The sequence below is a fragment of the Chitinophaga sp. genome (genome assembly GCF_036566945.1).
GTDB lineage: Bacteria > Bacteroidota > Bacteroidia > Chitinophagales > Chitinophagaceae > Chitinophaga.
Genome location: NZ_DATCVJ010000771.1, coordinates 1 through 13,069, shown reverse-complemented (window position 1 = coordinate 13,069; position 13,069 = coordinate 1). Strand labels below are relative to the sequence as shown.

The window sequence follows — 13,069 nt, the reverse complement described above, 5'->3', positions numbered from 1 at the left end:
CGGCGGTGGTATGTTTCAGTATATCACTTTCCGTGTAACGATGGCATTGTTGCTGTCGCTGGTTATTTCATTGCTGTTCGGTAAAAGGATTATTAGATTTTTACAACGTAAACAAATCGGTGAAACAATCCGTGAACTGGGCCTTTCAGGAGAAAATTCCAAAAAAGGAACTCCTACTATGGGAGGACTGATCATTCTTTCTGCCATCGTAATACCTACTTTACTCTTTGCACAAATTGCGAATGTATATATCTGGCTGATCTTATTATCTACCATCTGGTTAGGGCTGATCGGCTTCCTGGATGACTATATCAAAGTATTCAAAAAGAATAAAGAAGGACTGGCCGGAAAATTCAAGATCATGGGACAGGTAGGACTGGGCCTGATAGTTGGTTGTACGCTTTACTTCAACAACGACGTGGTAGTGTCCCGCGAAGTAATCGGCGCCAAAAAACTGGCGCCTTATGAAAGGCAAATCACTAACCACCCCGAACGTGTAACCCGCGATGGACACAGGTTTGTGGATGTTAAAACACCCATTACCACCATTCCCTTTGTAAAGAATCATGAGTTCAATTATTCAAAGCTGATCTCCTGGATTCCCGGAGCAGAAAAATATACGTTCGTACTCTATATCCTGATCGTCATTTTCATTATTACGGCCGTATCCAACGGTGCTAATCTGACAGATGGTTTGGATGGACTGGCAACAGGGGTTTCAGGGATCATAGGGGTTGGTCTGGGTATCTTTGCTTATGTATCCGGTAACATTCAGTTCGCGGAATACCTGAACATCATGTATATCCCCAACCTGGGAGAGCTGTCTATTTTCATTGCTGCTTTTGTAGGCGCCTGTATAGGATTCCTCTGGTACAATGCTTATCCGGCACAGGTATTTATGGGCGATACCGGAAGTCTGGCACTGGGTGGTATCATCGCCTCATTGGCAATTATAGTACGCAAAGAATTATTGATTCCTATTTTCTGTGGCGTATTCCTGGTAGAACTGTTATCTGTGATGTTACAGGTATCCTACTTCAAATACACCAAGAAAAAATATGGTGAAGGCAGACGCATACTGAAAATGTCGCCCCTGCATCACCACTACCAGAAAGTAGGTTATCACGAAAGCAAAATATCAGTGCGCTTCTGGATCATTACTATCATGTGTGTGGTAGTAGGTATTGCCACACTGAAAATGAGATAATTAATATACTAACAACGAAGAATAAACGAAATGGAACATAAACTCATCATATTAGGAGCCGGAGAAAGCGGAATTGGAGCAGCCTTGCTGGCAAAACAGCAGGGGTATGATGTATTTGTATCTGATGGAGGAACTATAAAAGATAACTATAAACAGGAACTGGCGGTAAACCAGATCTCTTTTGAAGAAGGACATCATTCCTGGGATATCATACTGGAGGCCAATGAAATTGTGAAAAGCCCCGGTATCCCTGAAAAATCGGAACTGATGAAAAAGGTACGCGAAAAAGGCATACCCGTGATTTCTGAAATAGAGCTGGCCTACCGTTTCTCGACAGGTAAAAAGATCATTGCCATCACCGGCAGCAACGGCAAGAGCACCACTACTGCCCTCACCTACCACATTTTCAAAAACGCAGGATTAAATGTGGCCATGGTAGGCAATATTGGCATCAGCTACGCAAGGCAGGTGGCAACCGCACCAGCGGAGTATTATGTGATTGAAATCAGCAGCTTCCAGCTGGATGACATTAAGGACTTCAAACCCAATGTGGCCATCCTGCTGAACATTACGCCTGATCACCTGGATCGCTACGATTACAAAATGGATAATTACGTAGCCTCCAAATTCAGAATCGCCATGAACCAGACAGCGGAAGACTACTTCATCTACTGCATGGACGATCCTGAGATCATGCGACATTTAGCGCAGCAACCCATTTATTCAGCATCAATACCTTTTACCATCATGAAACCACTGAAAGAAGGCGGCTTTATTGCCAACGACCAGTTGAACATCGATGTCAACGGAGATCCGGTTATCATGTCCATGTATGACCTGTCACTAAAGGGAAAACATAATCTTTATAATTCGATGGCAGCAGCAATTGCAGGCAGAACCATGGATATTAGAAATGAAAAAATCCGGGAGAGTCTTACGTCATTTGAAAGCCTCGAACACCGGATGGAATACGTGACGAGTGTAAGAGGAATCGATTTTATTAATGATAGCAAAGCTACCAATGTAAACTCCGTTTGGTTTGCGCTGGAAAGTTTTGATAAACCCATCGTCCTGATCATGGGTGGTGTGGATAAAGGCAACGATTACGACGCCATCCGGGATCTGGTAAAAGAAAAGGTAAAGGCAATTATTTGCCTGGGTGTAGACAACACCCCCATCTTTGCTGCGTTATCAAAAGATACACCAGTAATGATCAATACCACCAGCATGCACGATGCAGTACAGGAAGCCTTTAAACAGGCCACCAAAGGAGATATTGTTTTACTATCTCCCGCCTGCGCCAGTTTCGACCTCTTTAAAAATTATGAAGACAGAGGCCGGAAGTTTAAAGATGAAGTGAAAGCATTGTAAGGGTGACGGAATAAATGGAGGAGAAAATTAACAACAAAAAGCGGGAAGCTAAAAGCTGACTGCTAAAATCTAATAGCTAATGGTTGGATTGCTCTATAGAACAAAAGGCGATAAGGTTATCTGGACGATAGTATTTTTTCTATCGCTGGTAAGCCTGCTTGCTGTATATAGTGCTACCGGCTCGCTCGCTTACCGTGAAAGAGGTGGCCATACGGAGTATTATCTCCTGAAGCAACTCACCGTACTGGTAATGGGACTGGTGATCATTTATTTTGCTCACCGCGTGAATTATACGATTTATTCCCGCGTGGCACAGATAGGCTTCCTGGTATCTATTCCGTTACTGATATATACACTGGCCTTTGGCCGGCATTTAAATGATGCCAGCAGATGGATCAGTTTACCTATCATTAACCTCACCTTCCAGACATCGGATGTGGCCAAACTAGCCATCTTCATGTATGTAAGCAGGCAATTATCCAGGCGTCAAAACCTGATCACTGATTTCAAAAAAGGATTTCTTCCTATCATCATACCGGTAGGAATTATCTGCGCACTGATCATGCCTGCCAACATGAGTACGGCCCTGTTACTGGGCGCCAGTTGCATGTTGCTCTGCTTTATAGGCAGGGTACCACTAAGGTTCCTTGCGTCTATGGTAGCAGCAGGTGCGGTATTGGTGGTCATGCTTTTCATGTTGGCAAAACTGACCCCCATGGAAATGCGTACCAAAACCTGGGAAAAGCGTATCGACAACTTCCTGCATGGAGATCATACGGATATGCCTTACCAGGTACAACAAGCCAACATCGCTATCGCCGGTGGTGGTATTTTAGGTAAAGGTCCCGGTAATAGTACACAACGTAACTTCCTGCCGCACGCCTATTCCGATTATATCTATGCCACAATTATTGAAGAATATGGCATGTTTGGCGCCTTCCTGATACTGGCAGCATACATGATTTTATTACTGAGAAGTATCAGGATTTATAAAAGATGTCCGTATGCTTTTGGCGCATTCCTGGCAGTAGGACTCAGTGTAACATTGGTGATACAGGCGTTGACCAATATGGCCGTAAACGTACAACTATTCCCGGTTACAGGGGTAACACTACCGTTAGTGAGTATGGGAGGATCTTCTGTTTTATTTACCAGTATGGCCATCGGCATTATCCTCAGTGTATCCAGAAATGTGGAAGAAATGGAAGGTAAACAGGCAGAAAAAGAACGTTTGGAAAGAGTAATGGCGAATACAGAAAACGCTGCAGTCGCTTAATACGTATTTATTAGAACATCAATCGTAATTAGTATAACAATATGCAACGCAAAGTGATCATAGCAGGCGGCGGTACCGGGGGACACATCTTCCCGGCGATAGCGATCGCGAATGCGTTGAAGAAATTGCAGCCGGACATCAACATATTATTTGTAGGTGCCACCGGAAAAATGGAAATGGAGAAAGTGCCACAGGCAGGTTATCCAATCGAAGGACTGGAAATCGCGGGCTTTAATCGCAGTAATATCTTCAAAAATATTTTGCTGCCCTTTAAAATCTGGAAAAGCCTGCGCCGTGCAAAGGCCATCCTGCAAAAGTTCCAACCGGATGCGGTGGTAGGTGTAGGCGGATACGCCAGCTTCCCGATGCTGAACCGGGCACAGAAAAATGGTATTCCAACCCTGATACAGGAACAAAATTCCTTTGCAGGTAAAACGAATAAAATACTGGGTAAAAAAGCGAAGAAGATTTGTGTGGCATACGATGGTATGGATAAGTTTTTCCCGGCAGACAAACTGGTGATGACCGGCAACCCTGTCAGGAACAATATTTCACAATCGGCTGTAACAAGAGAAGATGCACTGCATCATTTTGGTTTACGTACCGATAAGCAAACCATCTTTGCCGTAGGCGGCAGTCTGGGAGCTAAATCCATTAACGAGGGTTTACAACCTTTGCTGAAATCAATAGTGGATAAAGACATACAGCTGATCTGGCAAACCGGGAAACCGTATTACGAAACCGCTAAGGCAGCAGCAGCACCGTATGAGTCGCACATAAAAGTATACGATTTCATCAACGTAATGGACTTTGCTTATAAAGCAGCAGACGTAGTGTTATCAAGAGCAGGTGCACTGGCCATCGCTGAATTATGTGTAGTGAAGAAACCCGTGATATTTGTGCCGTATCCTTTTGCAGCGGAAGATCATCAAACTTCCAATGCCATGAACCTGGTAAACAAACAGGCAGGTTTAATCATTAAGGATGAAGACGTAAAGTCACAATTGAGCAGTGTGTTATTCAGCCTCCTGCAAAACAAGGCGCTGATGGAACAGCTGGAAAGTCATATCGGTAAACTGGGAAATCCCAATGCCGATATGGTAATTGCAAAACAAGTATTGGAAATTATTTAGCGTTTTTAGCAGCATATATGGATTTGAATAGCATACAAAGAGTTTATTTCATCGGTATCGGTGGTATTGGCATGAGCGCCATTGCACGCTTTTTCAACGAAAAAGGAGTGCATGTAAGCGGTTATGACAGATCCTCCACAGTGCTTACCCAAAAGTTGGAAGCAGAAGGTATGCAAATCCATTACACAGACGATGTGAACAAGGTAGACAAAGACGCTAACCTGGTCGTATATACGCCGGCAATACCGGCGACGCAGACGGAGTTACAATGGTACCGCGATAATGGCTATGAAGTGGTGAAGCGCAGTGATGTACTACAGGAAATCACCCGTTCCATGTTTGCAATTACAGTAGCAGGTACGCATGGTAAAACCACCGTTTCTACCATGATTGCACACCTGCTAACCGATAGTGGATATGGCTGCAATGCTTTCCTGGGTGGCATTAGCGTGAATTACAATAAAAATTTCTGGAGCAGCGAAAAACAAGTGGCAGTCATTGAGGCAGATGAGTATGACCGTTCTTTCCTGAAATTAAGTCCGGATGTAGCCGTGTTGACTGCTATGGATGCAGATCATCTCGATATTTATGGTACCCCTGAGGCGATGGAAGATGCATTTATTCAATATACGCACAATATTAAACCCAATGGCACGCTGATTGCTAGGTTCGGCCTGCATCGGAATAAAGAACTCAATGCAACAAACAAGTTGTTGTACAGTTTACAAAATGATGTTGCCAACGCTTACGCTGCCAACATCCGCATGGACAACGGCGGATATGAGTTTGATGTAATGCAGCAGGACTGGATGATCGACAATGTTTCACTGCACATCGGGGGTATGCACAACGTAGAAAATGCAGTAGCAGCTATCACTGTAGCACACCTGCTGGGAATAGATGCCGGCAAAATAAAAGCTGCCATGGCTAATTTCCAGGGAATCAAACGCAGATTTGAATATGTGGTAAAAAATGAGAAGGTAGTATACATAGATGATTATGCACACCATCCGGAAGAATTGCGCGCACTGATCAGCAGCGCAAAAGCATTATTCCCCGGTAGAAGGTGCACCGTTGTTTTTCAACCGCATTTATTTACCCGTACCCGTGATCTGGCAGATGGTTTTGCAGAAAGCCTTTCCCTGGCAGACGAAGTGATACTGCTTCCTATCTACCCGGCACGTGAGCTGCCCATTGAAGGAGTGAGCAGCGAAATGATTGCAGCAAAAATGACAGTACCTGTAACCATAGTACCGAAAGATGAAGTAGTGAAATTTCTGGGAGATGATGATTCACCATTACTGATTACAGCCGGAGCAGGTGACATCGATCAGTTAAAAGAACCGATCGCCAGCTATCTGAAAATGAAATAAATATTATCACATAAAACTAAACATACTTGTCTAAAACGACCACAATATTAAAACGACTGGGCACCGCTCTCCTCTGGGGAATGGCATTGTCTGGCTTTATAGTATTGCTGGTAGCGGCTATACAAGACAAAGATGCTGGCAAGTGTCAAGGCATTCAGGTGAAGTTTGAAGGAAAAGACGACAACTTTTTTATTGAACCCAAGGATATAAAATCCCTGATCACAAAAGATAAGAGCCTGAATCCTGTTGGTAAACGAATAGGCGACATTAACATATCGCAGCTCGAAGCAATTATAGACCAGGACCCATGGGTAAAGAATGCGGAAATTTATTTTGATAACGGACAACAGCTGAATATCAAAGTAACGCAACGCGAACCTGTAGCAAGAGTATTCACATTTTCAGGTAATAGCTTTTATCTGGATAGCGTGGGAGAACATATTCCGGTGTCCAGTCGTTATGCTGCCAGAGTGCCTGTATTCACCGGCTTTCCCACAGATGCGGAAAAGCTGCAGAAAGCAGATAGCCTTTTAACCGCACAGATTGTAGACCTGGGTAGTTATATCGGAAATGATCCTTTCTGGATGGCACAGGTAGAACAGCTGATGATCACGGAAGACCGCAGGTTTGAGTTTATACCTAAACTGGGAGACCAGGTGATTGCTTTCGGAGAAGGTATTAATATAGATAGGAAGTTTACCAAACTATTGGCTTTTTACAAAGAAGGATTGAATAAAGTGGGCTGGAATAATTATACGCGTATCAACATCGCATTTGATGACGAAGTGGTGTGCACCCGTAAAGATGGCGTAGTACCGCTGCAACCGGTTATCAAAACGGATAGTTTGAAACTGGCTGCAGCAGATGAGCCGCCGATATCGGACACGGAAGACTCCACTGCAAGTACGCCTGTAGTAACAAAACCAGCACCTGTAGCAGCTGTCAAACCGGAAAAGAAACCGGCACCCGCAGCAAAAGAAAAAGAAAAGGCTAAAACGCAGCATGTAAAAGTGGCAAAGAAAGAAAAAGCAGCCGCTGCGCCAGCCAAACAACAACCTAAAGCAGTGTATAAGCCAGGGAATAAATCTGTTAACACATCAAAAAAACAAAAAACGCCATGAATCAGGAAGCTCCCATCATTGTAGGACTCGACATAGGTACTACGAAGATTGCTGCCATTGCAGGACGGAAGAATGAATACGGGAAACTGGAAATCCTGGGATTCGGTAAAGCTACATCGTTTGGTGTGCAGCATGGTATGGTGCTGAACATTGACCAAACTATAAAAGCGATCAGGCAAGCACTCGAAAATTGTTATGCATCCAACCCCAACCTGGAGATTAACGAAGTATATGTTGGTATAGCCGGTCATCATATAAAAAGTTTGCAAACCCGCGGCGATATTGTCCGCAACGACACCGATGCGGAAATCTCCCAGAAAGATATTGACCAGCTGATCAATGATCAGTACAAAACAGTTATTCCCGCGAGCGATCAAATCATTGATGTGATCCCGCAGCAATATATAGTGGATAGTTTGCAGAATATCACCTACCCTATTGGTATGTCTGGGGTGAAGGTGGGTGCCAACTTTCATATCATTACCGGCGATAAAAATGCCATTCGCAACATTAACCGCAGCGTGGAAAAATCAGGTCTCAAAATCCGTGACCTGGTATTGCAACCCCTTGCCTCCGCAGCCGCTGTTATGTGCGACATGGATTTTGAAGCAGGTGTAGCCATCGTGGATATTGGTGGTGGTACTACCGACCTGGCAGTGTTTTACGAAGGTATTCTCAAACATACTGCAGTAATTCCTTATGGCGGTGAGAACATTACCAATGATATCAAAAACGGACTGGGTGTATTAAAAACACAGGCAGAACAGATGAAAGTGCAGTTTGGTTATGCACTGGCAGATGAAGCTAAAAGCAATGCCTATATCACCATCCCGGGATTAAGAGGTCAGAGCCCCAAAGAAATTTCAGTGAAAAACCTCGCGCACATCATACAGGCGCGGATGAGTGAAATACTCGATTTCGTAGTATATCATCTCAAGCAAATCGGTATGGATAATAAAATGCTTAATGGCGGTATTATCCTCACTGGTGGCGGATCCCAACTGAAACACCTCATACAGCTGACAGAATACACCACCGGCGCAAGCGCCCGTATAGGTTTCCCCAACGAGCACCTTGCAAGTGGCCACATAGATGAATTAACCAAACCTATGTATGCTACCTGCGTGGGCCTGATATTGAAAGGATACAATGATTTTGAAAATGATCGTAAAGCACTGGAAGAAAATTATGTAAAAATTAATACAAGCTATCTTGCCAAAGAACAGGCTGCACAGTCAGTTACTCCAACAGACGAATGGATAGAAGAAGCTGCCCCCACCAGCCAGGAAATACAGGACAGGAAAGCAAAAGAACGCAATGCGTCACTAAAGAACTTCTTAGACAAAATGAAGACAAAGATCATTGATATGTTTACAGAAGAAGAAGATGCAAAACTTTAAAAGTTAAATGGCGCAATTGTTGCAAAAACGAAACGTTAATAAATAAGAATTAAGAACGATAATTAATAATGACAGGACAAATGAACCATAGTAACAGTAAAGCATACACGCACTTAATTCTTAATAGTTCATTATTATTTATCGTACTAACCCATAAAAGTATAGAGTCATGATACATTTTGATCTTCCTAAGGAAAAATCTTCTATCATCAAAGTCATCGGCATAGGTGGTGGAGGAAGTAATGCGGTGAATCATATGTATAGCCAGCGCATTGAAGGGGTAAATTTCATTATTTGCAATACCGATGCACAAGCTATTGCTAATAGCCCTGTTCCCAACAAAATACAGTTGGGACCTCACCTCACCCAGGGGCTGGGAGCCGGTGCAAATCCTGAAATAGGGAAACAGGCGACAGAAGAATCCTTTGAAGAAATCAAAAAAATACTGGAGGTAAATACCAAAATGGCCTTCATTACTGCCGGTATGGGCGGTGGCACCGGTACCGGTGGCGCTCCTATTATCGCCAAGATATGTAAGGAACTGGGTATTTTGACCGTTGGTATTGTTACCACCCCGTTTTCTTATGAAGGTAAAAAAAGGATGCTGCAGGCAGACGAGGGCGTTTCCCGCCTGAAAGAGTATGTAGATACCCTGCTGATCATCTCCAACGATAAATTACGTCAGAAATTCGGCGACCTGAAATTCAAGGCGGCCTTCGAAAAAGCAGACAATGTGCTGGCTACCGCTGCCAAGTGTATTACCGATGTCATCAACTCTACCGGTCAGATCAACGTGGATTTCGCCGACGTTTGTACCGTTATGCGTAACGGTGGCGTGGCCATCCTCGGCGCTGCACTCGCAGAAGGCGACAACCGCGCACAAAGAGCGATCGAAGACGCACTGACTTCTCCATTGCTGAATGATAACGATATACGCGGCGCTAAGTGGATCCTTATCAACATCTCTTCTTCCGAAGGTGAATTTGAACATACACTGGATGAAATGGATATCATCCAGGCTTATGTACAAAGCCAGGCCGGAGAAGATTGCGATGTGATCCTCGGTGTGGGCTACGATCAAACACTGGATAGGCAACTGGGCGTAACCATCATTGCCACCGGTTTTGAACAAAAACCCATCACACAGCAAAAAATCACACCCTCCAACCCGGAGCGCGTAGAACCTAAAATTGTGATGCAATTAGGGAAAGATGGTGATGAAAAAAAAATGAGCGGCATACAACAGGCACAGGGCCTGCTGTTCCAGGAGCCACAGGATCTGATGGCACCACGTCTCATGGAGCCAGTTATCACACATCCTGAACCTGTGATGGCGTATACACCACCACAACCTCAACAACAGGCACCTATTGCTCCTGCACGTCAGAACTATGTGCTGAATGTACAACAGGTACCTCCTGCGCAGCCACAACAACCTGACCAGCAGCAGATACAACAACAAATACAACTGGCCCAGCAGCAACAACTGCAGCAAATGCAACAACAGCAAATGCAACAGATGCAGCAGCCAGTTCAACAGCAGCCGGTTCAACAAGTACCACCTGCACATACCCAACAGCCGGGTGTGAACATCATTCAGCCTCAAACTGGTAACGCAGCAGGAGGATACTTAAACAGACCGTCTCATATATATGTTGAACCTGGTACGCCTACTCCGGAAATGAAGATGGTGTATAAAGAAGATGAAGAAACCGTGAATACTCCTCCAGCTCCTCCTGAAGTGCCTATGCAACAGGCATACGAAGATCTGGAAGAACAGAAACGCAAACAGGCAGAAAGAGTCGCCAAATTACGCAGTATTAGTTTCAATGTGAAAAACATGGACAATAACGCGGAACTGGAAAACGTACCAGCTTATCTGCGCAGAAATGTAAACCTGGACAACGGTGCCGGCTCCGCGGAACACTTCTACTCCAATTACACTGTGAGCGATCCTGGACAAAATAATCATACAGAAATCAATACGATCAATACCTTTTTAGATGGGAAAAAGCCCGATTGATGAACACATTTGATTGTTTTTTAGTTGTGTTAAAAAAAATCCTCCGGAGGTCCGGAGGATTTTTTTGTAAAGTAAGGCCGTTTATAAACTACGTTTAGGCTTCACCGTAATATGTTATTCGTTGACTAAAAACTATTCAATGCCTGTTTGGCTACTTCCAGCGTAACTGCAGCAGGCGTGGTTTTCAACGTTTCTTCTTCGAATGGTTTTAATATGTTATCCAGTTCAGTTAATGCAGCTGTGTTATTGGCTTTGGTAAATTCTGCTCTCAGTATTCTTATCTTCTCATAATCCTGTATTCCTTCTACCATTCTTTCGAAACGAATAGAAGATCTCGGTCCCGGATATACGAAATAAGTATCCCCGGCCGACCAGCTGCGAAAGCGTGAATCCTGTAATGGATTGGCTACCCAGCAATTAAATGCCCAGCGTAAATAGCCGTTATATCCTTTCAAAGCTGCATGCCATCCCATAAACGCAGATTCCGCCGGTGGCGAAAAAGTAAAAGTGTTGGGAAATCCTTCCGTACAGCAGGTGTAGAAAGTAGTGGGTAATCCTTTCGCTAACCGTGCTTTCAACACATCTGCCGGAAATGATTCTCTCAATGCAATACAGTAGTCATGAATTTCATTGGCCAGTGGTGCATGATAAGAGCCTGCCAGTGATAATTTGAAATTTTTATCCGCCTTACGGATAACCGCCATCGCCTGCTGCATATCTTCCATAGGTCTTTCGTCCATGGCAATAGCCGTAATATTAAACCAGCCTTTTGCTTTCAGGTGTTTCACAAAATCATTCAACATAGGCTGCCAGTGTGCAGCGTATTCCGGTGTACCAGGTTTGGCTACAATGAAAGTATCTTTTGCTGCAGCTTCATCATAATAATAGAATTTCAGATTCCATGGAATCATGCTGTAGCAGTTGATTTCCTTACGAATCCCCTGATCCATCATAAACTGCACCCATTTATCGAAAATAGAATAGTCATAAGCCCAGGTACCATTTTTCTTCTTCGTCCATTTCACCATTGTACCGTAGATATCTTCCGTCTGGCTATTCCACGGATCATAAATAATGGTAGCGGTAATTACCTTTTGGCCTGCATCTGCCAACATCTTGACATATGGTTTCATTGCCTTGAAGTGAGCGTCACTCCAGGGTTTTACGCCATACACACGCGCTATGGCATAAGGACTTTGCCATAGATCCAGGTGAAAACTCCAATCTTTCGGAGCGGGTAAAATATGATCCAGCACCGTTACTTCATAAGGCATACTTACGGCAGTTGCACCACCTTTTACACTCACCGTACCTTTATACACACCAGCTGGCGTATTGGCAGGTACCTGTATACTCAGCCAAACTGGCTGCGTATTATTGGCAGCAATGTCTCTTTTGTGGAGGATGTCGATTCCATCTGCCACCAGGGAAGAGTCGAATTCTCCCGGTTTACGATAGCCACAACCACCGCCGTCTTTATTTAAACCATCTGTCATTACATATCTTACAAAACCAGTAGTCACCGCATTGGCAGCAATCTGATGGCCTTTGCTATCCTGCAATGCAGATGCCTGAACAGTCACTGCTGATTGTGCTGAAGTTGTCCAGAGCACCAATTGGGTGTGAATCCGCTCACCTTTCCAGGCAGTGGCTTTCCAGGTACCTTTAAGCAGATCATTATCAGGTGCATTTCGCTTTTCATAACGATTGTCTGCAGTACCGAATGCTACATGGAGCCGGGCGTCATTAACGGCAGCCCAGGAGGCTTTGTTGACGGGTTTGGGATCGGGCAATTCCCTGTAGTCGCTGGCAGGAGTTGTTTGCGCCCATACGTTTTGTTGCAGTGCCAGTAGTACCAGCACGCCAAAAAATTTGTTCACCATACTAAAATTTAGCTTTTCAGAAGTTGGAATCCGGTATTCAGTTGCTGAATCCGGCTCTCTTACACCCCAATATCTATAAAAAAAATGGGAATATCCAATTTGTGGGATGGATGGAAAGCTGAAAGCAGAAGGCATAAAGCATAAAGCGATTGTCGCCGGAATTTACGGGACAATCGCTTTATGCTTTATGCCTTCTGCTTTCAGCTAATGGACAATCCTCTTCAACTGAAGATTGGTAACAGGAGCCACCACCAAAGGATACTTCTCGATGGTCACATAACT

The 13,069-nt window shown here is 44.2% G+C and carries 9 protein-coding genes; 8 read left to right on the top strand and 1 reads right to left on the bottom strand.

Going from position 1 to position 13,069, the window contains the following annotated elements; all coding sequences use genetic code 11:
• From mraY to ftsZ, 8 genes are all read left to right on the top strand, one after another.
• The coding region (mraY, locus tag VIP81_RS23290) for a phospho-N-acetylmuramoyl-pentapeptide-transferase (RefSeq protein WP_414649372.1) at positions 1–1,207 on the top strand (1,207 nt) is incomplete at its 5' end.
• 30 nt (positions 1,208–1,237) lie between these two features.
• Positions 1,238–2,578 carry a UDP-N-acetylmuramoyl-L-alanine--D-glutamate ligase gene (murD, locus tag VIP81_RS23285; protein ID WP_331967029.1) on the top strand — a complete coding sequence of 447 codons (1,341 nt, stop codon included), beginning with the start codon at positions 1,238–1,240 and terminating at the stop codon, positions 2,576–2,578.
• Positions 2,579–2,657: 79 nt separating this feature from the next.
• A complete protein-coding gene (locus VIP81_RS23280) occupies positions 2,658–3,854 on the top strand; it encodes an FtsW/RodA/SpoVE family cell cycle protein (protein WP_331967026.1) in 1,197 nt (398 codons plus the stop codon).
• A gap of 41 nt (positions 3,855–3,895) precedes the next feature.
• Positions 3,896–4,987: an undecaprenyldiphospho-muramoylpentapeptide beta-N-acetylglucosaminyltransferase gene (murG, locus tag VIP81_RS23275; protein ID WP_331967024.1), complete on the top strand. Its 1,092-nt coding sequence runs from the start codon at positions 3,896–3,898 to the stop codon at positions 4,985–4,987.
• Between the two features lie 17 nt (positions 4,988–5,004).
• Positions 5,005–6,360 (top strand): UDP-N-acetylmuramate--L-alanine ligase, encoded by a 1,356-nt coding sequence (gene murC, locus VIP81_RS23270; protein ID WP_331967022.1) that lies wholly within the window; start codon positions 5,005–5,007, stop codon positions 6,358–6,360.
• 26 nt (positions 6,361–6,386) lie between these two features.
• On the top strand, positions 6,387–7,481 hold the full coding sequence (locus VIP81_RS23265) for a hypothetical protein (protein WP_331967020.1): 1,095 nt from the start codon (positions 6,387–6,389) through the stop codon (positions 7,479–7,481).
• Positions 7,478–8,881, top strand: a complete 1,404-nt coding sequence (gene ftsA / locus VIP81_RS23260) for a cell division protein FtsA (protein WP_331967018.1) — start codon at positions 7,478–7,480, stop codon at positions 8,879–8,881. The genes VIP81_RS23265 and ftsA overlap by 4 nt, the downstream gene beginning before the upstream one ends.
• Before the next feature lie 169 nt (positions 8,882–9,050).
• Positions 9,051–10,904 carry a cell division protein FtsZ gene (ftsZ, locus tag VIP81_RS23255; RefSeq protein WP_331967016.1) on the top strand — a complete coding sequence of 618 codons (1,854 nt, stop codon included), beginning with the start codon at positions 9,051–9,053 and terminating at the stop codon, positions 10,902–10,904.
• Positions 10,905–11,029: 125 nt separating this feature from the next.
• Here the strand turns inward: ftsZ and VIP81_RS23250 are convergent, their stop codons facing one another.
• A complete protein-coding gene (locus VIP81_RS23250; protein ID WP_331967014.1) occupies positions 11,030–12,787 on the bottom strand; it encodes a DUF4091 domain-containing protein in 1,758 nt (585 codons plus the stop codon).
• Positions 12,788–13,069 lie beyond the last annotated feature (282 nt).